19 protein-coding genes are annotated in these 23,811 nt (G+C 63.4%); 7 read left to right on the top strand and 12 right to left on the bottom strand.

Annotation, left to right across the window (positions count from 1 at the left end; all coding sequences use genetic code 11):
- The first annotated feature begins 265 nt into the window (after positions 1-265).
- The 3 genes from xseA (at position 266) to AAGS40_RS11680 (ending at position 3,413) form a co-directional block, all read left to right on the top strand.
- A complete protein-coding gene (xseA, locus tag AAGS40_RS11690; RefSeq protein ID WP_345811512.1) occupies positions 266-1,645 on the top strand; it encodes an exodeoxyribonuclease VII large subunit in 1,380 nt (459 codons plus the stop codon).
- A 218-nt stretch (positions 1,646-1,863) separates the two neighbouring features.
- A complete protein-coding gene (locus AAGS40_RS11685) occupies positions 1,864-2,442 on the top strand; it encodes a Fe-Mn family superoxide dismutase (RefSeq protein WP_345811511.1) in 579 nt (192 codons plus the stop codon).
- Between the two features lie 413 nt (positions 2,443-2,855).
- Complete coding sequence (locus AAGS40_RS11680) at positions 2,856-3,413, top strand: glycine zipper family protein (RefSeq protein WP_345811510.1); 558 nt, start codon at positions 2,856-2,858, stop codon at positions 3,411-3,413.
- A gap of 295 nt (positions 3,414-3,708) precedes the next feature.
- Here AAGS40_RS11680 and AAGS40_RS11675 read toward each other — a convergent pair whose 3' ends face one another.
- Both AAGS40_RS11675 and clpP read right to left on the bottom strand, forming a co-directional pair.
- A complete protein-coding gene (locus tag AAGS40_RS11675; protein ID WP_345811509.1) occupies positions 3,709-5,313 on the bottom strand; it encodes an NYN domain-containing protein in 1,605 nt (534 codons plus the stop codon).
- A 93-nt stretch (positions 5,314-5,406) separates the two neighbouring features.
- Positions 5,407-6,054 (bottom strand): ATP-dependent Clp endopeptidase proteolytic subunit ClpP, encoded by a 648-nt coding sequence (clpP, locus tag AAGS40_RS11670; RefSeq protein WP_345811508.1) that lies wholly within the window; start codon positions 6,052-6,054, stop codon positions 5,407-5,409.
- A gap of 360 nt (positions 6,055-6,414) precedes the next feature.
- Here clpP and AAGS40_RS11665 point away from each other — a divergent pair, with 360 nt between their 5' ends.
- Entirely contained in the window at positions 6,415-7,443 is a 1,029-nt protein-coding gene (locus AAGS40_RS11665) for a sigma-70 family RNA polymerase sigma factor (protein WP_345814386.1), read from the top strand.
- Here AAGS40_RS11665 and AAGS40_RS11660 read toward each other — a convergent pair.
- The 3 genes from AAGS40_RS11660 to AAGS40_RS11650 all read right to left on the bottom strand — a co-directional run bounded on the left by AAGS40_RS11660 (position 7,399) and on the right by AAGS40_RS11650 (position 11,950).
- Positions 7,399-8,673 carry an EAL domain-containing protein gene (locus AAGS40_RS11660; protein ID WP_345814384.1) on the bottom strand — a complete coding sequence of 425 codons (1,275 nt, stop codon included), beginning with the start codon at positions 8,671-8,673 and terminating at the stop codon, positions 7,399-7,401. The genes AAGS40_RS11665 and AAGS40_RS11660 overlap by 45 nt on opposite strands.
- Positions 8,674-8,981: 308 nt before the next feature.
- Positions 8,982-10,442 carry a multidrug transporter subunit MdtD gene (gene mdtD / locus AAGS40_RS11655; protein WP_345811507.1) on the bottom strand — a complete coding sequence of 487 codons (1,461 nt, stop codon included), beginning with the start codon at positions 10,440-10,442 and terminating at the stop codon, positions 8,982-8,984.
- 89 nt (positions 10,443-10,531) lie between these two features.
- A complete protein-coding gene (locus AAGS40_RS11650; protein WP_345811506.1) occupies positions 10,532-11,950 on the bottom strand; it encodes a PLP-dependent aminotransferase family protein in 1,419 nt (472 codons plus the stop codon).
- 174 nt (positions 11,951-12,124) lie between these two features.
- Between AAGS40_RS11650 and AAGS40_RS11645 the strand changes: the two genes are divergently transcribed.
- Positions 12,125-12,430, top strand: a complete 306-nt coding sequence (locus tag AAGS40_RS11645; RefSeq protein ID WP_345811505.1) for a DUF2917 domain-containing protein — start codon at positions 12,125-12,127, stop codon at positions 12,428-12,430.
- 32 nt (positions 12,431-12,462) lie between these two features.
- Here AAGS40_RS11645 and AAGS40_RS11640 read toward each other — a convergent pair whose 3' ends face one another.
- Complete coding sequence (locus AAGS40_RS11640; RefSeq protein ID WP_345811504.1) at positions 12,463-13,695, bottom strand: citrate synthase family protein; 1,233 nt, start codon at positions 13,693-13,695, stop codon at positions 12,463-12,465.
- 181 nt (positions 13,696-13,876) lie between these two features.
- Here AAGS40_RS11640 and AAGS40_RS11635 point away from each other — a divergent pair, with 181 nt between their 5' ends.
- Positions 13,877-15,271 (top strand): CoA transferase, encoded by a 1,395-nt coding sequence (locus AAGS40_RS11635; protein ID WP_345811503.1) that lies wholly within the window; start codon positions 13,877-13,879, stop codon positions 15,269-15,271.
- A gap of 63 nt (positions 15,272-15,334) precedes the next feature.
- On the opposite strand, the gene AAGS40_RS11630 is transcribed toward AAGS40_RS11635, so the two are convergent.
- Entirely contained in the window at positions 15,335-16,081 is a 747-nt protein-coding gene (locus AAGS40_RS11630; RefSeq protein WP_345811502.1) for a GntR family transcriptional regulator, read from the bottom strand.
- Between the two features lie 218 nt (positions 16,082-16,299).
- On the opposite strand from AAGS40_RS11630, the gene AAGS40_RS11625 reads away from it, so the two are divergent.
- Positions 16,300-17,145 carry an aldo/keto reductase gene (locus tag AAGS40_RS11625; RefSeq protein WP_345811500.1) on the top strand — a complete coding sequence of 282 codons (846 nt, stop codon included), beginning with the start codon at positions 16,300-16,302 and terminating at the stop codon, positions 17,143-17,145.
- A gap of 127 nt (positions 17,146-17,272) precedes the next feature.
- On the opposite strand, the gene AAGS40_RS11620 is transcribed toward AAGS40_RS11625, so the two are convergent.
- From AAGS40_RS11620 to AAGS40_RS11600, 5 genes are all read right to left on the bottom strand, one after another.
- On the bottom strand, positions 17,273-17,755 hold the full coding sequence (locus tag AAGS40_RS11620) for a hypothetical protein (protein WP_345811498.1): 483 nt from the start codon (positions 17,753-17,755) through the stop codon (positions 17,273-17,275).
- 173 nt (positions 17,756-17,928) lie between these two features.
- Positions 17,929-20,100 (bottom strand): ABC transporter ATP-binding protein, encoded by a 2,172-nt coding sequence (locus AAGS40_RS11615; protein ID WP_345811497.1) that lies wholly within the window; start codon positions 20,098-20,100, stop codon positions 17,929-17,931.
- Complete coding sequence (locus AAGS40_RS11610; protein WP_345811495.1) at positions 20,097-21,011, bottom strand: ABC transporter permease; 915 nt, start codon at positions 21,009-21,011, stop codon at positions 20,097-20,099. Before AAGS40_RS11610 ends, AAGS40_RS11615 begins: the two co-directional genes overlap by 4 nt.
- Positions 21,008-22,018 carry an ABC transporter permease gene (locus tag AAGS40_RS11605; RefSeq protein ID WP_345811494.1) on the bottom strand — a complete coding sequence of 337 codons (1,011 nt, stop codon included), beginning with the start codon at positions 22,016-22,018 and terminating at the stop codon, positions 21,008-21,010. Before AAGS40_RS11605 ends, AAGS40_RS11610 begins: the two co-directional genes overlap by 4 nt.
- Positions 22,019-22,110: 92 nt before the next feature.
- Positions 22,111-23,769, bottom strand: a complete 1,659-nt coding sequence (locus AAGS40_RS11600) for an ABC transporter substrate-binding protein (RefSeq protein WP_345811492.1) — start codon at positions 23,767-23,769, stop codon at positions 22,111-22,113.
- Positions 23,770-23,811 lie beyond the last annotated feature (42 nt).

The raw sequence follows: 23,811 nt of genomic DNA, 5'->3' as shown, positions 1-23,811 counted from the left end.
TGGATAACTTTGTGGAAAACCGGCCGTCTACCGCGCGGAAAGCGCCGTGGTGGGCGCCACGTGTCGGCAGCCAATCACGTCGTCGAGATATAAACTCCATATAAATCAACAACATGCTTCGAATTTGTGTGATCTGGCGGGCACGCTGGCGGGTTCGGCCTTGCCCGTCCCGCCATGTGGACACTTTTGGCAATCCAACCGGCGCGCTAGACGCCGATGGCCGCTCGGTCTATTGTCTGTCCGGCCAACTCAAAGCTACCCGCGTATGAACTCCGATAGTCCTTTCTCGTTGCCGGCCGCGCCCGGCGGCGAAGTCGTCGTCCCTGTTTCCGCATTGAATCGGGCGATCGGCACGATGCTCGAGCGCTCGTTTCCGCTTGTCTGGGTGGCGGGGGAAGTGTCGAATTTCACTCGCGCGGCAAGCGGCCACTGGTATTTTTCGATCAAGGACGCGCAGGCGCAGATGCGCTGCGTCATGTTTCGCGGCCGCGCTCAATATGCCGAGTTCACGCCGCGCGAAGGCGACCGTATTGAAGTGCGTGCGCTGGTGACCCTGTACGAGCCGCGCGGCGAATTGCAACTGAATGTGGAGGCCGTGCGCCGTACCGGGCAAGGCCGTCTCTATGAAGCGTTCCTGCGGCTCAAAGCGCAGCTCGAAGCCGAAGGCCTCTTCGCCGCCGAGCGCAAGCGCGCGTTGCCCTCGCATCCGCGCGCCATTGGCATCGTCACGTCGTTGCAGGCGGCTGCGTTGCGCGATGTGCTGACCACGCTGTCACGCCGCGCGCCGCACATCCCCGTCATCGTATATCCAGCGCCCGTCCAGGGCGTGGGCGTCAGCGGCAAACTCGCGGCGATGGTCGAAGCGGCAAGCTCGCGTCGCGAAGTGGATGTGCTGATCGTATGTCGTGGCGGCGGGTCGATCGAAGACCTGTGGGCGTTCAACGAAGAAGTGCTGGCGCGTGCGATCGCAGAGAGCGCGATACCCGTGGTGAGCGGCGTCGGTCACGAAACTGATTTTACGATCGCCGATTTTGCCGCCGACGTGCGCGCGCCGACGCCAACCGGCGCAGCCGAACTCGTCAGTCCGCAGCGCGTGCTGCTGCTGCGCGAACTGGACCAGCGGCACGCGGCGCTCGCCCGGGGCTTCGGCCGGATGATGGAGCGGCGCGCGCAGCAACTCGACTGGCTCGCGCGCCGGCTGGTGTCGCCGGCCGAGCGCCTCGCGCGCCAACGCACGCATTTACAGCAACTGGGTGTGCGGCTCGCGTCGGCGGGCGCGCGTCCCGTGCGCGATGCGCGGGCGCGGTTTTCGCTGCTGCAGATGCGCTGGCAGCGCTGGCGTCCTGATCTGGTTGCGCATCAGGCGAAACTCGACGCGCTCAGCCAGCGGCTGGACGCGGCATTGTTGCGTCAGCATGAGCGTCAGACGGCACGCATCGCAACGCTCGCTGGCCGCCTCGAGGTGTTGAGCCCGCAACGCACGCTTGAGCGTGGCTACGCCGCGGTGCTCGACGCGCAGAGCGGCCGCGCGGTGCGCACACCGTCGTCGTTGAAGCCGGGCCGGCGCTTGACGATGCATCTCGCGCAGGGCACGGCGGACGTCACGGTCGGCGACGTGCAAACGCGTCTGAGCGACGGTTTCTGACACTTCGCCGACAACATCAGCGCACGTACTTTTGATGTTGCGTGCGCTGGGCACACTGCATGCGAAAGCATTAATTACGCTCTATGTGCGGCATGTTCGCCGATGCCGGCCATAAAGTCCGTTGGTTTGCGGGGTTATTCCAACTCGCCTACAATCGAGTGCTCATAGCGTTATCCGCAGACTCCCCCCACAACAGATACAGACACAAGGAATGCACCATGGAACATACGCTCCCGCCGCTGCCGTTTGCGAAGAATGCGCTCGCTCCGAACATGTCGGAAGAGACGCTTGACTATCACTACGGCAAGCATCACCAGACCTATGTGACCAACCTGAACAATCTGATCAAGGGTACGGAATTCGAGAACCTACCGCTGGAAGAAATCGTCAAGAAGTCGTCGGGCGGTGTCTTCAACAACGCAGCGCAAGTGTGGAACCACACGTTCTTCTGGAACAGCCTGTCGCCGCAAGGCGGTGGTGCGCCGACCGGTGCGCTGGCTGACGCGATCAACGCCAAATGGGGTTCGTTCGACAAGTTCAAGGAAGAGTTTGCAAAGACCGCCATCGGCACGTTCGGTTCGGGCTGGGCGTGGCTCGTGAAGAAGCCGGACGGTTCGCTCGACCTCGTGTCGACGAGCAACGCTGCTACGCCGCTCACCACAGACGCAAAAGCACTGATCACGATCGACGTGTGGGAGCACGCGTACTACATTGATTACCGCAATGCGCGTCCGAAGTTCGTCGAAGCGTACTGGAACATCGTGAATTGGGATTTTGCGTCGAAGAACTTTGCGTGAGAGCGTGATTTGATGTCGTGCGGCGTCTGAGTGATCGGTTCCACGGCGCACCGGCATTGAACTGAATGGCTTGCACGTAGCAATGAAGAAAGCCCTCGGAGACGAGGGCTTTTTTGTTTCGATGCGCCCGCTTCCGCTGTCTACCAACTAGCTGATTATCTGGTTCGCAATTAAATAGGAATGCTTCGTACAGGACGATGTCCCACGATGCCAGTTCCTCGCATGCGGCAATGGGCGGACGCACGCCTCATCTTTGTCACAGTTGGTAACTGCCGAGCGACGGATTGCCGCCCGGCACGGCTTTTGCGCCCGGCAATTTGTAAGCAGGAAAAGATCCGGTAACGTTCTTGTAACCACGGCTTTTGCAGATGGTCTAACGTTAGCTTTCCCAAATCCAGGCATTGCGCGTCATCATGATCTCAAGACTTAAATCCATAAGCGTCGCACTGCCGGCCAGTGCAGTCGCATTGGCGCTGCTCGGCGGATGTGCAGTGGTGCCTCCGAGCGGCCCCTCCATCGTCGCACTGCCGCGCAGCGGCGAGCCGCTGAACCAGTTCCAGCAGGACGACTATTCGTGCCGCGATTACGCTTACCACTCGACTAACGCGCCGGGCGCCGCGCAGGCTTCGACGAATAATGCGGTGGGCAGCGCGGCTGTCGGCACCCTCGGCGGTGCTGCGGTGGGCGCGCTGATCGGCGCGGCAGCCGGCAATGCTGGTGCGGGGGCGGCAATTGGCGCCGGTAGCGGCCTGCTGCTCGGCGGTGCTGCGGGCGCAAATGGCGCGCAATATTCGTCGAACAGCCTGCAGGCCCAGTACGACGCGGCCTACGCCCAGTGCATGACTTCGAAGGGAAACACCATTTCCCAGCCGCAAGTGCCTGTTTATGCGCCGCAACCGGTTTATGTCGCGCCGCCGCCGCGGTATTACGGGCCGCCGCCAGTCATGTACGCACCGTATCCGTACTATTGATCGAGACCGCAGGGCAGCGGCATGCGGGTTGGGTTCCGCCTGTCGGCGCGTGTCATATTGTGGAGCGCCCGCTCGCCTGATGGCGGTCGGGTGCGCGACGATGGCGGAATGAGTGCTGGTGCCGGTGCCGGTGCCGGTGCCAGTGCTGTTGCTGTTGCTGTTGCGGGCGCGGCCCGATTGCGGGGTGCCATTGCAGCGGCCCGCACCACGCTCATACCGCTGCGAACGTCGCTGCCAACGCTGGCCGGTTTGCGCCGTCATTCGCGCAACGTTGACCGGCATCGGCATCCGGGCATTACTCGACGTCACTTGCCGTCGCCGATTTTTTCGGACGACGGCTACGTGATGCAGTTTTCCGCGCGGTTTTTTTTGCCGGCACGGGTGTGTCGGTTTCCTGTACTGCGGTTATCCGCGCTTCCGCGGGCGGCGCGAGATCGGGCGACGCGTCGGGCAACTCGTCGATCGTTCGCTGCGCGCTTTTTCTCACATTTTTCGCCGCCGTCTTGCGCGGCGATCGCTGCCTGCCACGCTTCGGTTCCGCATTGGGTTCGTGCGGCGCAACTTCGGAGCCCGACGAATCCGCCTGGGTAGGGTCCACAGGCAAAGTCTCCGCGTCATTCAACGCCAATTCCGGTTGCTCGCCGAACAACTCACTGAGGGACGACACCCGTACGTGAGCTTCTTCCATTGGAGGCCACGCGTTGTCCTGTGACGCCTTAGGCGCGCGCTCGTCTTCCAGTTCGTGCAGTTCCACGCGATGCGCTTCTGCTGCTGAGGTGTGGTCGTCGTTCGTCGGCGGCAGCACGGCCTCCTGTGGCTCGCGCGGCGCCCGTTCTTCATGAGCGGCCCTTTGCTGGCCACGGCCCGATTTACGATTATCCCGGCCGCGGCGGCGCGATTCGTGCCTGCCACCCAACTCTGCGACCACGGTCTCGGCAACCTGAGCTTCATACAATTGCTCGGCCGATCCGGACGCTTCGAACGACTCGCTGCCGCTTTCTGCAGCCACTTCTCCGATCACTTCTCCAATCACTTCGCCGGTCCCGTCGCCGGCAACACTCGCAGCCGTACTCCGATATACGTAAGCGCCGGATTTCTCGTCCCGGCCAAACTCGAGCAGGCCGCGCGCGTGCGCTTCTTCAAGCAGGTTGCCGAACGCACGAAACCCATAGTACGTCTCGTTGAAATCGGGTTTGCGGCGCTTGATCGCATTTTTCAGCACCGACGCCCAAATCTTGCCGCTATCGCCGCGCTCGGAAGCAAGGGCGTCGAACGTCTGCACCGCAATCTCCACAGCCTTCGTACGGCGCTTTTCCAAGTCTTCCTTGTTGCGCGTTTTCTCTTCGTCAGGCGCGCGCTTCGTTGCCTGCTGCGCGGCTTGCTGCGGGCGTGACGATTCCCGCTTGGCGACCGTACGCTGACTTTCGCGGACCAGGTCGTCGTAGAAAAAGAACTCGTCGCAATTCGCTATCAGCAGATCTGATGTGGATTGCTGCACACCGACGCCGATCACCTGCTTGGCGTTTTCACGCAGCTTCGACACGAGCGGCGAAAAATCGGAGTCTCCGCTGATAATCACGAACGTGTTGACATGCGACTTCGTGTAGCAAAGGTCGAGCGCATCAACTACCAGCCGGATGTCGGCGGAGTTCTTGCCCGATTGACGCACATGCGGAATTTCTATCAACTCAAAGTTCGCTTCGTGCATTGCCCCTTTGAAACTCTTGTAGCGGTCCCAGTCGCAATAGGCTTTCTTGACGACGATGCTGCCCTTGAGCAGCAGACGTTCGAGTACCAGCTTGATGTCGAACTTGTCGTACTTCGCGTCGCGCACGCCGAGCGCGACGTTTTCGAAGTCGCAGAATAGCGCCATGCTGACGGTTTCGTTGGATGACGCCATGTATCTCTCCATTGAAGCGCTCGTCGAATGCGACGAATCGCGACCATGATAGCGATTCCAGCGAAGGTAATCAGAATTTGTGTTGCAGGCGCTCTACATGTCGTTCCGGTGCGCGAGACCGCCGAGGGTTGTCCTGGTTTCCAGCACCTCGTCCACCAGCCCGTACTCCTTCGCGCTTTGCGCCGACATGAAGTTGTCACGGTCGGTGTCCCGCGCAATTTCTTCGACGCTGCGCCCGGTGCGTTCCGCTGTCAGCGTGTTCAACCGCTCGCGAAGATACAGCACTTCTCTCGCCTGGATTTCAATGTCCGCTGCCGTGCCCTGACTGCCGCCTGACGGCTGGTGGATCATGATCCGTGCGTTGGGCAGCGCATAGCGCTTGCCGCGCTGGCCGGCTGTGAGCAAAAAGGTGCCCATGCTCGCGGCGAAGCCGGTGCATAAAGTCGATACCTCGGGTTTGATGAATTGCATGGTGTCGTAAATCGCAAGACCGTCATAGACGGAGCCACCCGGCGAATTGATATAGAAGGAAATATCCTTGTCTGGATTTTCGGACTCCAGAAAGAGCAGTTGCGCGACGATCAGGCTCGCTGATTGTTCTGTAACGGGTCCGACGAGAAACACGATGCGCTCACGAAGCAAACGGGAATAAATGTCGTAGGCGCGCTCGCCTCGGCCGGACTGTTCGATCACAGTGGGGACGAGGCCGAGGCCGGTGAAAGACGGATAGTGCAATGGCATGATGATCTCGATGGTGGAGTTGTACGACGGGCTCGAACGTGGGCATTCGGACTGAACGGAGCTCTGTCGTTTGGCCAGCGGCGTAAGGTTCCCGGTTAATGCGTCGTATCCTGTTTGCCACGAAGCGGCCATTGACTCGCACCCAAACTGGTTTGGGGCCTGCGCGGCAATGCGCTGGTTCTTACCCATATGACGCGCCAGCGAGTCGCGACGTGACAAAAAGAATTTTTTTGTTGCGCTGTCACATCGCACCAGGCTGAGCCGTCAAGCTGAACAGAAAGTCGCTTTTAGCGCGCGCCGCCAATGCCCCAATGGAGCAACGGCGCGCTTATCACCATGCAAGATCGGGAGGGTTCGCACATGACGCAACAAGAAATCAGCAAGGCATCCAGTTTCGAGGCCGTGCGCGCCCGCCTGCTCGCTCTGGCGTACCGCATGCTCGGCAGCCGCGCGGAAGCTGAAGACGTGGTGCAGGACGTCTGGCTCAAGTGGCATCTTGCCGAGACAGAAGAGGTGCAAACGCCGATCGCCTGGCTCACCACCCTCACTACGCGCACGGCAATTGACCGGCTACGGCGCCTGCAGCATGAACGGGCGTCGCAGTCTGCCGGCTGGCTCCCGGAACCTTGGCTCGACGAGGTGGCACCGTCCGCCGAAGATCTGGCGTTACGCGCGGCTGAGATGTCGTATGGCGTTATGCTCCTGCTCGAGCGGCTGAAGCCGGACGAACGGGCAGCGTTCGTGCTTCACGAAGCATTTGAATGCGACTATGCGGAAATCGCAGAGATCCTCCAGCGCACGCCGGCCGCCTGCCGGCAGATCGTTCATCGCGCGAAAAACCGTTTGCAGCGCGCGGGCGCGCCTTTGCAGCGGCCCGATGCGGCGGCGCACGCGAAGATGGTGGAGCGGCTGCGTGCAGCTCTGGAGACCCAAGACCGAGTTGGCCTCGTGCGACTGTTCAGCGTTGCACCCGAGGTCGTCTGTGACTCGCGGGTTTTCGTGTCGGCCCATACGTATTCTTTGAGTCGCAAGCATCCGGAGCCTGTTTCCGAGGCGGTCGATCAGGTGCGAACAGAGTGGGTCGAAAAGATCGCGTCGCTCGCGCGGCATGCAAGCAGTGTTGAGGTCGTGTCGGTACAAGGATCTGCGGGTGTCGCGCTGCTGCGCGAGGGGGAGGTTGTCGCTGTGATCGACGTGTCGACGAAAGAAAAGTCAAACGGTGGCATGGAGATCGTCGCAATGCACGCAGTGACTCATGCAGTCCATTTGCGGTTCGCTAACCGGTTACTAGGCCGCGCGGCAGTGGTGCAGTTGCTCGCGCGTATTCGGCGGCACACACGGTCATCAGTTACGGTGTGCCGCGACTTCCCAGTTGATGTCCACACATAGCACCTGAGTGCCAATCGGCGTGTGGGCTGCGATCGAGGCCGTTACGCACAAGTGCGCTTCATTAATCGACAGATACGGCGGTGTCAGATGCACCTTGCCGGGCGCGCGCATCGCCTGAATGAAATACGGCCGGCGTTCCCAACTTGCGCCTTCGGAATGCAGCAGCGGACGGAAACGCTTGGCGCGTTGTGACGCGCGTCCGGGAGGCAACACGTTATCGCCAATCTGACGGCCCGACCCGTCGAGTACGAAGCAGCGCGCGGTTTCGCCAAGCGTCAGCAGAGGGGCAGTCGCCTGGGCTACCGATTCGCCCGCGACCAGTTGGGCCGCTGCGGTTTCCAGCGCCTTGACGTAGGGCGCGAGGCGCACTGCCTGTGAGCGCTCACGCGTCGCAACGCGTTCACGCAACGCCGCAGAGAGCGAATCCATCAAGCCCGCTGCCGCTTGCGGCTTGACAGCTTCAACGCTAGGGCCGGCGAAGAAGGCGCCTTGCACGAAGTCGACGTTGCATTCAAGGGCGATCAGTGCGTCGCGCTCGCTGCTCAGGCTGCCCATTAGCACCAGTTGGCCGGATTCGTGGAGCAGCGACACGAGCCCGGGCAACACGCGCTCTATGTGCGAGTGCTCGCTGGCCTGCGCGAGGATGCAGCGGTCGAGCGTAACGATGTCTGGCCGCAGGTTCCACACGCGATCGATATTGGAATGTTTGGCTCCAAAGCCGTCGAGCGCAATCAGGAACCCTGACTTTCGCAGCGCGTCGATGATCTCGGCAAATCGCGTGGTTTCGCCACCGGCCTGCTCGGAGACCTCGAGCACCACGCGTTGTGGTGGCAGGCCCAGTGCCTTGAGACCGGCGAGCAATGCATCGCCGTAGCTCGTGTCCATCAGCGCGGCCGGGTGAAGACTGAGAAAGAGCCATTCGTCGTGACTGTCGAACGCGTTGAAGTTGCCGAGATGCAGCGATTCGGCAAGTCGGCCAAGTTCAAGCAAATCACCACGCCTTGCGGCTTGCGTGAAGACTTCGTGTGACGGGACCTGAAGCGCATGCTCGTCGTGGGCGCGCAGCGAGGCGTGATAACCGATCGCTCGCCGATGCGACACCGAAAACACCGGCTGGAACACGCTGAAAACAGTGTAGCCGCCGTAAAGAACGGTGCGCCGGGAGCCTTCGTCACCGGCCATCGGGCGCGGCGGCTGGAAGCCGGGAGGATCGAGGTCGATCATGCTCATCATGTCAGCCGTGTAGAGGTGGCGGCGCGTTTGTATGCTCGACACAAAAGGCACGCGCAAAACTTGAGTTTACAGGATTGCCGAGCAAGATCTGTGCGCATGTAGAAACAACGCACCCGCGCCCGGTTGGTTCGTCTCGTCGGAGGATTGTGCGCCAGCGCGGACGTGCGCGCGCCGATTCGCACTTCACTGGTGCGGCCCGCGCCCTGTTGCGGGTCGAGTGCAACTTTTTTCGGAGGGCTCGACGGTTCACATCCCGGATCATCGCACAGGCAAAAACGCAGCGGCCCTCGCTGATCCGAGGTCGCTTAGGTTCGCTCAGACGGGTCCGTTTTCTTTGCCGGCGTGCGGATATCCGGGGACAATTGCGCAAAAATCCAGGACGATCCTGTCGTGATAATGCCGACGCACAGAAAGGTCGCATGAAACGCGGGCAGCGAGTTGGCCGCTGTCACGCGTGGCAGCAAGCCGGTGAAGGTCGCAAGCAGCGCGCCGGCCACCGTCACGCCAAGACTCATGGACAGCATCTGCACGAGTGAGAACAGGCTGTTGCCACTGCTTGCGCCGCCGGTGCCGAGGTCCTTCAGCGTCAACGTGTTCATCGCGGTGAACTGGATCGAGTTGACTCCGCCGAAGAACGCCAGTTGCACCAGTCTTAGCCACAGCGGCTGACCTGCGCTCATCAGCGAGAAACTCGCCATGGTCAGGCCGACGAGGATCGTGTTGACGATCAGCACGCGTCGATAGCTGTATTTGAGGATCAGATTGGTCACGAGTCGCTTCGAGACCATGCCGGCGGCGGCTACGGGGAGCATCATCATCCCGGCTTCGAACGCGCTATAGCCGAGACTGACCTGCAATAGCAGAGGAAGCAGGTACGGCATCGCGCCACTGCCGATCCGCGCGAACAGATTGCCGAGCAGTCCTACGCTGAACGTGTGAATCCTGAACAGATCGAGCGAAAAGAGGGGCGACGGCTCGCGCACGGCGTGCAGCCCGTAAGCAACGAAGCAGGCGAGGCTCAGTATCAGCAGCACCAGCACGGTGGCGTGCTGAATGCCGAACTCGGTGCGACCGTCGAGCGCGAAGGAAATGGCCACCATGCCGACAATCAGCAGCAGATAACCCTTCACGTCGAACTTGCCGACATGCTCGTTGCGACTGTCGGGCATGAAAATGAGAGTCGCGATGCAACCCACTATGCCCACCGGCACGTTGATCAGAAAGATCCAGTGCCATGACGCGATCTTGACGAGCCAGCCGCCGAGCGTTGGCCCGATCAGCGGGCCGATCAGGCCGGGAATCGCGACAAACGACAACGCCGGCAAGTACCGCTCCGCCGGAAACGTGCGCAGAACGGCGAGGCGTCCAACCGGCAACAACATTGCGCCGCCCACGCCCTGAATGATCCGGAAAATCACCAGCTGGTTCAGCGTGTGGGAATTCGCGCACAACAGCGAGCCAATCGAAAAAACGAGAATGGCGCTCAGAAACACGCGGCGCGTGCCGAGTTTGTCGGCGAGCCAGCCGGACACCGGAATCATGACCGCCATCGTCAACGAATAGGCGATCACGACTGACTGCATGCGTAACGGTAATTCGCCGAGACTCGTCGCCATCGCCGGTAGCGCTGTGTTGACGATAGTCGAGTCGAGGGTCTGCATGAAGAAGCCGGTTGCCACCACCCACAGCATCACGGTCAGCGAACGGGCCGACGGCACAGTGGCAGGGGCGGTGGAGGCGGTGGGCAGTGTTGGCGGCGTGGTCATGAAGGGCGGCTGGGCGCGCGGAGGAGAGACGGACGGGACTCGCTATTCTAGGCAAAAGCGCAGGGCGACGCAGCGATTGCACGACTGGGTCACGCTGATTCGGGCAACCTCGCGGCGGCATCGAAGAAAGCCCGTGCACGCGGGTCGTTGCCAAATGCGACGTGAATTCTGATCCACGGGCTCGTCTCCATGTTGGGGCGAAAGTAATTGCCGGGTACGACGGTGACGCCGAGCGGCGCGCCGCACGCCACCAGCCGTTCGGCGTCGTCCACGTGCGGCACGCGCGCCCACACGAATTTACCGCCCACCGGCTTTTCGAACAGTTCCCAGCCGGCGTCTTCGAGTGTCTGGATGGTCGAACCGAGTGCGTCGCGCATCCTGCGGCGCAGGCGCTCCAGATATTTGCGATACGCGCCGCGTTCGAGCAGGGAGACCGCGACCGCCTCGGCAAAACGTGAGCCGCCGATGCTCGTCAGCATCTTGATGTCGACCAGGTCTTTGATGGTCGCGTGGCTCGCAACGATGCAGCCGATCCGCAGCGACGAAGATAGCGTCTTTGACAGTCCGCCTATGTAGATCACATGTTCGAGCTGGTCCAGCGTCGCAAGGCGGTCGGTCAGGTCGGTCTGAAAATCGGCGTAAATATCGTCTTCGATGATCGAGAAATGGTGCTCGCGCGCCAGTTGCAGCAAACGGAAAGCGACCGGCGGCGCGACCGTCGTGCCGGTCGGATTATGAAAAACGGTGTTGATGAAAAGCAGCTTCGGTCGATGCAGCTTCAGTTGCGCTTGCATCACGTCGAGATCGGGACCGTTGCGCGTGCGCGGAATGCCGATCAGCCTGACGCCGTGCAGCTTCAGCAGGCCATACAGGTTGTAGTAGCCGGGGTCTTCGACAAAGATCGTGTCGCCGGCCTTGAGCATGTAGCGCATCAGCAGATCGAAGGCCTGACTTGCGCCGTTCGTGATCAGGATTTGCGACGCGTCGGCGTGAATACCCAATTGGCCGATGCGGCCACGCAGATGCTCGCGCAACACCACATTGCCGAGCGGCGTCGCGTAATCGACCATGCTCGCCGGGTCCGTGCGCGACACATGCCGAATGGCCTGCGCGATGCCGTCCATGTCGCGCCATGCTTCGGGAATGAAGCCGCTGCCGAGCTTGAGTGTCTCGCCCGGGTGGTTGAATTGCTGCAGCAGATGTCCCGACTCGTCTTCCGCGCGGCGCGGGTCGCTCGTGCCCTGGCAGTGCGGCATCATCGGCTGGTGATCGGCCACGTAAAAGCCCGAGCCGTGACGCGAGTCGACATACCCGAGCGACACGAGGCGGTCATACGCTTCGATCACCGGAAAGCGACTCACGCCGTAATCAGCCGCGAACTGGCGGATCGAAGGCAGCTTTGAACCCGGGTGTGCCGTGCGCGAACGGATCCACTGGGTGACGCCCGTGACGATCTGTTCGGTCAGCGGGACCCCGTTGTCCCGATCGATCTGAATATCAGGTTTCATGCAGCGATGTCCTCCGTGCGGTGTCGGCGCTACCGGCAACGGTCGGATGCCTTGCCAACTGTCCGGTTTTTCGACTGAACAGTTCCGACAGAAGTGTTCGGAACTGTGCATGGGTATCGGATCATCGCACGTCAATAATCGGAACAACAGAATGTTCTTTGAAGGAGAACGGCAATGCGCGAAGTCCGGATTTTCGAGTTGGAACATGACGAGCCCGCAGCGGCCTGGCGTGTCGCGCGCACGTCGATTTTCAAGGTGATCTCGGGTGAGATCTGGCTGACCGTGGAAGGCGATAGCGAAGACCACTGGCTTGCCACGGGTCAATCGATCGAATTGCCGCGCAAAGCGGTGGCGTGGGTAAGCGCCGGCCAGTCGGGCGCGCGCTTCGCGCTCGCAAGCGGCGCCGAGCGAGCCGCGTCGAAGTCCGCGCTCGATTTGCCCGCATTGCGCTGGCTGCCGCGCTGGTTCGGCACGGCCTGATTGCCGGCACGCGCGGCAACCAGGCGGGCGGGTCATCTCACGTCGTACTCGCCGACGTATCGCGCGCGTGGCCGGATCAACCGGCCATCGCGCGTCTGCTCCATCGCGTGTGCAATCCAGCCGACCACCCTTCCCGAAGCGAACAGCGTGAATGCCGCGCCGGCGGGCAAGCCAAGTACCCGTTCAATAGCCGCGAGCGCGTAATCCACGGTCGGTTCTGCGCCCGTCGTGTCACGCACCGCGCGCGCCAGCGCCAGTACCTCGCCGAGCGGAGAACGGGCGGGCGCGCAATCGGCAAGCATTTCCAGCAACAATCGCGCGCGCGGATCGCCGTCCGGATACAACGGATGACCGAAGCCCGACAGCACGGCTCCCTGCGTACCGTGGCCGTCATGCGCCATGCGGGTCGCCAGATAACGGTCGAGGTCCGATGCGCGTGCGGCTTCGTCGAACAATGCGGCGATGCGTACCGTTTCCCCGCCGTGGCGCGGACCGGCCAAGGCGGCGAGCCCGCCCGCCACCGCGCCGAACAGATGCGTGCCGGTCGAAGTAATGCAGCGAACCGTAAAGGTCGACGCATTCAACTCGTGATCGGCGCACGCCACCAACGCTGCTCTCAGCAAGCCGGCTTGCTGCCGGTTGCGAACATTCCACGCTGAGGCCAGTTGCCGATGCAGCGGCTCGCTCGAAGGCGCCGCCGAGATCATCGCGGCCGCCAGCAGTCGCATGACCGCGCAGGCGTTGTCGAGCTGCGCATCGCGGCCGAGCGCCCAGACGCGCGGCAATTGCGCGGCGGCAGCCGGCAGTAGCACGAGCGCGCGATCGAGTGGCGTGCTGTCGCTCCACAGTTTGAGCCACGCGGCCCATTGCGCGCTCGCGAGCGGCACCGCTGGCGCATCGGCGATCCGGCGGACGCTGCATTCCCATAACAACGCGGCAATATCTTCGAGCGACGCGCTGCGCGCCAGCGCTGTCGCATCGTGCCCGCGGTACAGCAGCCGGCCGTCGGCGACCAGCGTGATCGACGATTCGAGCACCGGCACGCCCCAGTCAAGCACCTTTTGTGCGACTTTGCCTGCGCGCTTGCCGTCTTCCTTGCGGCGCGCAAGCCTCCGCACTTCGCCGGCGTCGTAAAGACGGTGCCGACCCTGTGCATCCGGGGACGAACTCAGCATGCCACGGCTCACGTATGCATACAGCGTGGAAAGGCTGATGCCGAGCGCGGCAGCGGCCTCGGGTGCAGTCAGGACAGTTGAGTTCGACATTGCCGGCATTGGAAGCGATGCAAGAACGGAAGCGACGCAAGAACGGAAGCGATGCAAGAACCAAAGAAATCAATATATATTGATTATCATAATCAAGATTGATTGTGAGTGGCGCGGAATCTAGACTGACTTTCTATACCGCCTTACGCGTGCTCCAACTCCTCCCGTGCGGATGAATGCCATGACGCCCGAACTCGCTCTCAAACAGATCTGGACGCTCGCCGGATGCGACCCAACCGCGCTTCGTTCCGTGTCGCTGACTGGCGAAGATCCCGGTCTGCCGTCGGTGTATCGCGTCGGTAGTCTGGCCTCGGCGACGATTGCCGCGACGGGACTCGCCGCGGCCGAATATCACCGCCTGCGAACGGGCCACCGGCAGCATGTCGCCGTGGAGATGCGTCGCGCACTGGCGTCCTTTCGCAGTGAACGCTATCTGCGGATCGACGACGGGCCGCCGCCCGCGCTGCGCGATCCGGTGACGGGGTTCTATGAAACCCGGGACGGCCGCTGGATTCAGTTGCACACCAATTTCGCGCACCACCTGGAGGGGGTGCTGAAGGTGCTCGGTTGCGACAAGGGCCGCGCGGCCGTGTCGGCGGCGATTCGCGGACACTGGGACGGCGCGGCGCTCGACCAGACGCTCGCCGACGCCGGTCTGTGCGCCGCGCTGATCCGTTCGCCCGACGAATGGGCCGCGCTCGATCAGGCGAAAGCGATCGCGGGCCTGCCGCTGTTCGAGATCGAGCGCATCGGCGACGCGCCCGCCGAGCCGCCAGGCCGCACGGTCGCGAACCGCCCGCTCGACGGCATCAGGGTGCTGGATTTGTCGCGCATCATCGCAGGGCCGGTGGCGGGGCGCGCGCTGGCGCAACATGGCGCCGACGTGTTGATGATCAACGGCCCGCATCTGCCGAATATCGCGCCGCTGGTGATCGACAATGGTCGCGGCAAACGCTCGGCGGTGCTCGACCTGCGCGAGGCGGACGGGCGCGACACGCTGCGCAAGCTCGCCCTCGACACCGATGTCTTCCTGCAGGCTTATCGTCCGGGCGCGCTTGCGGCGCGCGGCTTCGGCCCGGAGGAACTGGCGCGGCTGAGGCCGGGGATCGTGTACGTGTCGGTGTCCGCGTATGGGCACGATGGGCCGTGGTCGCAGCGGCGCGGCTTCGATAGTCTCGTGCAGTCGGCGAGTGGCATCGCGTTCACCGAGCGGCAGGCGGCGGGCTGCGACGAGCCAAAGCATCTGCCGTGTCAGGCGCTGGATCACGCGACCGGCTATCTGGCCGCTTTCGGCGCAATGGCCGCGCTGTCCCGCCGAGCAACAGAAGGAGGAAGCTGGCACGTGAGAGTTTCGCTCGCGCAAACGGGACGCTGGCTACAGTCGTTCGGTCTTGTGCCCGATGGCTGGCAACGGCCGGACGTCTTAATCGACGACGTGCGCGATTGTCTCGGCACGGTCGACTCGGCATTTGGCCGCGTGCTCGGCGTTTTGCCGGCGGAGCAGATGGAGGAGACGCCCGCCCGTTTCGCATTGCCGCCGGCGCGGATCGGCGCGCATGCGGCAAGCTGGGAGTGATGCGCGTCGGCTGGAGACGAGGTCAGGCGCGCGGCACGCGCCGCGCGCTGTGTGGCGAGGAAGCTACTTCCTCAACTCAGCGACGAAGTCGTAGTAGTCATTGCGGCAATACGTGTCCGTCAGTTCGATCGCGCGCTGATCCGCCGTGTAGCCAACCCGCGTGATCAGCAGCAGCGCCTCGTTGGGCGCAATGCTCATCTGCTGCGCAATTTCGTCGCTCGCATTCACCGCGCGAAAATGTTGCAGTGCGCGCACGATGGTCAGCCCGCGCTGTTCGAGGTACGAATAGAGCGAGTCGCCGATCGCTTGCGGATCGGGAATGATCGCCGCCGGAAAGGTGGAATTTTCGACTGCCATCACAATGCCGTCCGCGAGTCGCAGACGGCGCAGCCGCGTGACGGCCGCCGCCGGCGACAAACCGAGTTGAATGACTTCGTCGCGATTGGCCGGCAGGATCTCGCGTGAAAGCCATTTTGAACTCGGCGTGAATCCGCGCCGCCGCAGCATTTCACTGAAGCTCGACAGCCGCGACAGCGGATCTTCATACCGTGGTGTGATGAAACTGCCCGCGCCTTGTGTGCGCCGGATCAATCCCTGTTCGACGAGCAACGCAATTGCCTTGCGTGACGTGATTCGCGAGACGCCGAGCGCCTCCGACAACACGCGCTCCGAAGGCAACGCCTCACCCGCGTTCCAACGGTTTTCGTGAATCGCGCTGCCGAGCTTGCGGGCAAGTTGCAGATAGAGCGGCGTGTCGTTTTCCGGGTCCGGGCGCAGGTCGCGCCAGCGGTCTTCCGAGGCAGAGGTCATGTGGCTCACGCAAGAGGGGCAAGCGGCAATTCTAAAACATCGGCGCGCCACGTTATAGCAGGCGTTTGTCTGATGGCCCCAATCTGCGTGCGTCCAACGGCTAAACTTCCTGATATGTTTTTCGTAGCACACGCCGCGCGTCGCGGCCGAGCGTGCGTCGTCGGCCCCCTTATTGCTGCGGCGCATGAATCTTCATTCAGCCATTCCGAGGAGTCAGCATGACTAGCGAGATTGCCACCGTGAGTTTGCCCGACGGCGAGCGTATTCCGAAACTGGGGCAGGGCACCTGGGAAATGGGCGAGCATCCCTCGCGGCGCGCATCCGACATCGCCGCATTGCGCTGCGGAATCGAACTCGGCATGACGCTGATCGACACCGCGGAGATGTACGGCGACGGCAAGACTGAAACGCTCGTCGGCGAAGCATTGGCCGGATTGCGCGAACAGGTGTTTCTCGTGAGCAAGGTGTATCCGCATAACGCGAGCCGGCGCGCGATGACGCACGCGTGCGAGCAAAGCCTGAAGCGGCTGAAAACCGACAGGCTCGATCTGTATCTGCTGCATTGGCGCGGCTCGGTGCCGCTCGAAGAAACGGTCGAAGGACTGGAGGCGTTGCGTGCGTCCGGCAAGATCCGCCATTGGGGCGTGAGCAACTTCGACACCGACGACATGGAAGAACTCTTCGCGATACCGGGCGGCGAAGCCTGCGCGACCAATCAGATTCTGTTCAACGTAGCGCGACGCGGCCCCGAGTTCGATCTGCTGCCGTGGCTCGCCGCACGCGGCTTGCCCGCAATGGCATACAGTCCGGTCGACCATGCACGGCTGCCCAGGCGTTCTCCACTCGACGACATCGGCCAGGCGCGCGGCGTCTCCGCATTTCAGGTCGCGCTTGCATGGGTGCTGATGCAGCCTGGCGTGTCCGCGATTCCGAAGTCGGGGAACGTCGAGCACGTGCGCGACAACCACCGCGCGTCGCAGCTGACGCTCAACGCCGACGAACTGGCGGCCATCGACGGCTTTTTCAAGCCGCCGCGCAGCAAGCGTCCGCTCGAGATGCTGTGAGGTGCCGTGAGATGCGGCGCCGCTACGGGTGGCGTAGCGGCCGAGCCGCAATGGCGACTACGCTATCGTCATCAGGGCACAACCGCCACCCACGCCGCTGGCGCCCGACGTCGACGGTCTGAACGCCTCAATTGCAGCCGTGATGCATGTGCACGGAGCCGAGTACGGCGACTTCAGCGGGCGTGTGCTTGAGTGAGTCGTCGCTGACTTGCGAGGCGTCGGAGATGAAATCGTCCACGATCGACGACACCTGGGCATCGCGCAAGCACAGTGATACGCGCTGCGTTTCATTAGCCGGCAATGCCGAGCGCTGGCCGAGGAATAGCACGCCGTACTGATAACCGTGGATGATCCCGCGGATGGCGCCGACGCATTGGCCTTGCGCGACGTTGTCGCTCTTCTGTTTGCAGGTTTGTAGCAGCGAGTAGGCGGAAAACGTAGGATCGACCGGCGGCGCGGCCTGGGAGAGGGTGGGCTGCAGCGGCTGGGCTGCTCCGGTGGCCGGCTGCGCCGGGGTCTGGGCGCTCGCGAGCGTTGCGAAGCCAAAGGCGGCGGCCGCGATCAGGGCGGCCGTTGCGCGCGCCGTGGCGCGGGGGACGTTTCTTTGCATGTTGTGGGTGCCCTCATATCGAACGTTGAGTAGATATGAGGCGCACGTTCCGGTTTGGTTCCTGCGGCGCTGAACTGCCGCGCTGCGGGCGACGGCGCGCGTCGCGCATGCCGGAAATCCGCACGACCTATCGGTGACCACCCGTGCGCCCAACTATCAGCGCGCAAGCGCCGCTATTCGCTTTGGTCCGCGTTTTCACGGGCGCTCGCTGAACTGTCGGGCGAACTGACGCCCGCGCCGTTGCGCGACGCGTGCTGCAATGCGCGCAGTTCGTCGACGGGGATATGGCAACGAATGCGATGGACGCCGGCGTGCCGACCGTCGTTCGTGCTGGCGTCGAGAAACGGCGGGTCCTGCTGTTCGCAGATCGCGCCGAGCTTGCGCGGACAGCGCGTGTGAAACACGCAGCCAGACGGTGGCGACGCCGCGCTTGGCAGGTCGCCCGAAAGTCGGATGCGTGACTGATGACGCCCGCCTTCGAGTGTCGGCACGGACGAGAGCAGCGCTTCGGTATAAGGATGCTGTGGGCCGTCGAACACCGCCGCAGCGGGTCCGATTTCCATTAGTCGGCCGAGGTACAGCACGGCGATCCGGTCCGACAGGTAGCGCACCACATGCAGGTCGTGCGAAATGAACATGTAGCTCACGCCGCGTTCGCGTTGCAGGTCGGCGAGCAGATTGAGAATCGCGGCCTGCACGGAGACGTCGAGCGCGGAGGTCGGTTCGTCGCAAACCACGACACGCGGCTCCCCTGCAAACGCGCGCGCAATGGCCACGCGTTGCTTCAGGCCACCGGAAAGCTGCCGCGTGCGCGAGCCCAGATAGCGCTCCGGCAGCCGCACGGACGCGGCGAGCGTGGCGAGCCGTGCGTCGATGGCGGCGCCGCGCAGCCTGCCGAGACGGGACAGCGCACGGCCAATCAGCCGCCTCACCGAATGCGCGCGGTTGAGCGCCGAATCCGGATTCTGGAACACGATCTGCAGCGATTTGACCTGCTCGTCGTCGCGTCGTGTGACGCGCGCGGCGAGCGGCGCGCCATCGAGTTCGAGCACGGCGCCGGCGTCCGGCGTCAGCAGCCCGAGCATCAGCTTGGCGAGCGTGGTCTTGCCGCTGCCCGATTCGCCGACGAGACCGAGCGTCTCGCCACTCGCGAGTTCGATCGACACGTCGTCGACGGCGCGCAGCGCGGCGCCGCCGACGCGGAACGTCCGGGAGAGTTTGTCCGCGCGCAGCACGGGCGCGGCGGGTCGCTCGCGATGCGCGGCTGGCGCGGGCTGAGCCAGCGTCTCCGCGCCTGCGCGTGGCAGAGCGATAGCGCGCTCGTGATAATGGCAACGCGACATCTGATCGCCATGCACCGCGCTTACCCGATACGGCGGCGGTGCTTCACGGCGGCAGCGTTCGTCGGCAAGACGGCAGCGGTCCGCATAGAGACAGCCTTGCACGACGGAGCCAGGCGCCGGCAGGCTGCCCGCAATCGTATCGAGCCGTTCGGTATCCTTGCTGCGGCCCGCCGTGGGCAGACAGCGCAGCAGTCCGACCGTATAGGGATGACGCGGGCGCAAGAACACGTCGTCGGTTGCGCCTTCTTCGACCAGCTTGCCCGCGTACAACACGCCGACGCGATCGCACATGCGCCCAATGACCGCGAGGTTATGGCTGATGAACAGCACCGCGGTGCCGAGTTCTTCACGCAATTGCGCGACGAGATCGAGTACTTCCGCTTCGACGGTTGCGTCGAGGCCGGTGGTCGGCTCGTCGAGAATCAGCAGCGCCGGGTTCGATGCGAGCGCCATCGCGATCACCACGCGCTGCTGCATGCCGCCCGACAGCTGGTGGGGATAGCTCTCCATCACGCGTTCGGGTGCTGCGATGCGCACGCGCTCGAGCATCGCCAGCGAACGGGTGACGGCTTCCTCACGCGAAACGCCCGCGGCCTCGAAGGCTTCGGTGACCTGACGGGCAATCGTGAGCGACGGATTCAGCGCGCGGCCCGGGTCCTGATAGACCATCGAAATCGCGTTGGCGCGCAGGGTTCGCAGCGCGTCGGCATTGAGCTTGTGCACGTCCTGGCCGGCCATGATGATCTTGCCCGCCTTGAGCTTGCCGTTGCGCGGCAGATAACGCAGCGCGGCCATCGCGACAGTGGACTTGCCGCAACCGGATTCGCCGACCAGACCATAGGCTTCGCCACGTCGCACGCGAAAGGACACGTCCTGCAGCACTTCGCGATCGCGTCCGCGCATCCGGTACGTGACCGTCAGGCCGACCACGGTCAGCGCATCGGTACGGTCGCTTTTCGACACGTCGAAAGCGGGAAACGAGGAGGGTGGTGCGCTGTTCATCGGTCGATCACACCTTGCACGCTGTCTGCGATCAGATTGACGCCGACCACCAGCGACGCGATTGCGCCCGCCGCGAACACGACGGTCCACCATGCGCCGCCTGCCATCAGCGTGTACGACTCGGACAGGGCGAGCCCCCAGTCGGCGGATGGCGGCTGGATGCCGAAGCCGAGAAACGACAGCGTGGCGACCGCGAAGATCGCGTAGCCGAGCCGCACGGTGGCCTCGACGATGATCGGCGGCAGCACGTTCGGCAGAATTTCGGCAAACATGATGTAGGGCGCGTGCTCGCCACGCAGTTGCGCGGCGGCGACGTAGTCGAGATGCCGCTCGGCGAACACGGCGGCGCGCACCGTGCGGGCCGTGATCGGCGTGAACGTCACGCCGATCACGAGAATCACCGTGAAGTTCGACGCGCCCACGGCAGCGAGCGCGAGCAGCGCGACGATCACGAGCGGCAGGGCGAGCACCGCGTCGATTGCGCGGCCGATCACGTTGTCGACCCAGCCGTCGAAATAGCCGACCACGAGTCCAAGCGCGGTGCCCGCGACGGTGCCGAGCAACGTGGCGAGCGGGGCGATCGTCAGAATGTCGCGAGCGCCGACAATCACGCGCGAGAACACGTCGCGGCCAAGCTGGTCGGTGCCGAACCAATGCGTGTGGTCGGGCGGCGTCAACGAATTGAGCGGGTCGGACGCGTACGGGTCGAGCCGCACGATCCACTGTCCCGCGATTGCGCAAACAATCCACCAGACGACGATCACCACGCCAATCACAAACGTGGGCGAGCGCAGCAGTACGCGCAACCGGTCGAAGCGCGGCTCCGCCGCGAGCGGTTCTGGCGTTGATGTCGGCGTGGGGTTCGGCCCGGTCGGCTCAGGCGGTTTGGCGGATGGAACGACTGTGCTCATTCGGCGCTCCTCACTCGCAGACGCGGATTGAGCAGCACATGCAGCGCATCCGCGACGAGATTGGCGACGGTGTAGACCACGCCGATCGTCAGCACACCCGCTTCCAGCATCGGAAAATCTTTGGCCTTGGCGGCGTTGTAAATGAGCGAGCCGATCCCCTGATAATGAAACAGCGTCTCGACCACGACGAGGCCGCCGATCATATAACCGAGCTGTGTGGCGGCTACGGTGATGGTGGGCAGCAGCGCGTTGCGCAGTACATGCCGCCAGATCACGACGCGGCGCGGCAGCCCTTTCAGGATCGCGGTGCGCGTGTAGTCCGCATCGAGCGCCTCGACGGTGCCGGCGCGCGCCATTCGTGCGATGTAGCCGAAGAACACCAGCACGAGCGGCAGCACGGGCAGCACCAGATGCCGTAACTGCTCGAGCACGCCAGCATCGGGCGCGTACGATGCTTCGATCGGCAGCCAGCGCAGCCACACGCCGAACACGAGAATCAGCACGATCGACGACACGAATTCGGGCACCACTGTCGCCGACAATCCGGCAATGCTGATCGTGCGATCGAGCCAGCGACCCGCGTGCATCGCGGACCACACGCCGCCTGCAATGCCAAGCGGCACGACAACGGCGAACGCGAGCAGCCCGAGTTTCGCGGAGTGCGCGAGCGCATCGGCGATGAACGGTCGAACGGGTTCGCGATAGGCATACGAAAGACCCATGTCGCCGCGCACGAAATGGGTGATCCAGTCCACGTATTGCGTCATCAGCGGACGATCAGCGCCGAGTTGATGATCGAGTGCGGCGACCGCTCGGGCATCGGCGAGCGGGCCGAGCACAGCGCGGCCGATGTCGCCGGGCAGCAACTGACCGCCCGCGAATACGATCACGGACAACAGCCAGAGCGTGATCAGCGAGAGTCCGACGCGCGTCGCGAGAAACCGCACGACGCGGCCGGCGTTGCCGTTCGAGGTCGGCGTGGCGGAAGGGGTTACCGTGGTCGACATTGCAAGCTCCTGCCGGGCAGGCGCGATGCGCCCATGCGTTTCGCCTCGTGCGCGTTCATCGGCTTACCGCGCCAGTGCGTGGTCGCACGTCATCATGCACTCAGCACCGCGCGGTCGAAGTAGAGCTGCGCGAGCGCGGTGAAACGCACGCCGTTTACGCCCTTGCGCATGGCGATCAGTTGATCGTAGAAGAATGGAATGATGATTGGCGTTTCGTCGAGCAGCAGCGTCTGGATCTGCCCAGAGATTTTCTTCTGCGAAGCAAAGTCGATCGCCGCGACGAATTGCGCGACCAGCTGATCGTATTGCGCATTCCTGAAGTGCGCCGCGTTCCATGTGCCGTTGCTCGTCAGCGGCGCGTTGAGAAACACGTTCGGCACCCCGCGATGACCATAGTCCGTGATGCCGAGCGGCGAATCCAGCCAGTCCGACTTGCCTGGCGTGCCCGCACCGTAGTAGAGCGACTGGCTTTCTACCTTCAGCTTGATGCGCACGCCGATCGCCTTGGCCGCGTTCTGCACGACCACGGCGAGATCGGGAATCTCCATGTACTTCTCGGTGGTAAGCGTGACGTCGAAGCCGTTCGGCACGCCGGCTTGCGCGAGCAGCTGTTTGGCCTTAGCCACGTCGATTCTGCGCTGGGCGACGCCCGCATCGGAGGACGGAAACACCGGCGCGAATGGACTGTCGTTGCCAGGTTGCGCGCGCCCTTTGAACAGCCCGCGCACCAGCACGTCGCGATCGATCGACAGCGCCAGCGCCTGGCGCACGCGCTTGTCCTTGAACAGAGGACTGTCGTTGCGCATGTGAATCTGCCGGTGCGCGCTCGACTTCACACCCACCGCCTTGAAGTCGGGGTTGTTCAGAATGCCTGCGCCGCCTTGCACGGTGAAGGTGCCCATCACGTCGGCCTGATGACCTTGCAGTGCGAGCAGTTGTGCCTGCTCGTCGGCGTAGAACGAAAACTGCACGCGCTCCGGCAATGCCTTGTCGCCCCAATAGTCCGGATTGCGCACGAACGATGCGCCGACTTTCGGCTGATACTTCTCGAGCCTGAATGGACCGGTGCCGACAAAGGTCTTCTCGTAACCCCCGGCGTAGTTGGCAGGCAGAATCACACCGTTGTAATTGTCCGAGGAAACGTAATACGGGAAGTTGCCGTTCGGCGCATCCAGATGGAACGCGACAGTGTGCTCGTCGACGAACTTCGCGCCGCCTTTGGACAGCACACCCTTGAGTACGGAGAGCGCCGCCGAGCCGCTCGCCGGATCGGCCAGGCGGTCGAACGTGGCGACGACGTCCTTCGCGGTGAACGTCTGGCCATCGTGAAATTTGACATTCGGCCGCAGCTTGAACGTCCACACGTCGCCTTTGTCGTTCGGCTTCCATGACAGCGCGAGCGCCGGTTTCAGCGTGAGCTTTTCACTGTCGTCGTCGATCAGGAATTCGCCGGTCTGGTTCAGCAGCGCAAGACTGGCGGCGTCCGTCACGGTGAGCGGATCGACGGCGCCAAGCGGTGTGAGATGCGCGACGCGAATGGTCTGACCGGATGCGCCTGCCTGAGCCCGTGCTCGTGGCGCATTCAGCACGCCGCCGCCGATCAGCGACAAACCGATCACGCTCGCATAGCGCAGCAGATCGCGGCGCGAGATGCGGCCGGCGAGGAATTCGTCGAGGGCATGGTTGCCGTAGGCGTCAGCGGTGCTGCGGGCCAGGTCGAGTTCGGGAAAGCGGTCCGCGGGTGTCTTCATCGATGGAGAGTCCAGTCCGTTTCTGTTGCCGGTTCTGACGAG

The organism is Paraburkholderia sp. PREW-6R (assembly GCF_039621805.1).
Lineage (GTDB): Bacteria > Pseudomonadota > Gammaproteobacteria > Burkholderiales > Burkholderiaceae > Paraburkholderia.
This window is presented reverse-complemented; position numbering and strand designations above follow the sequence as displayed.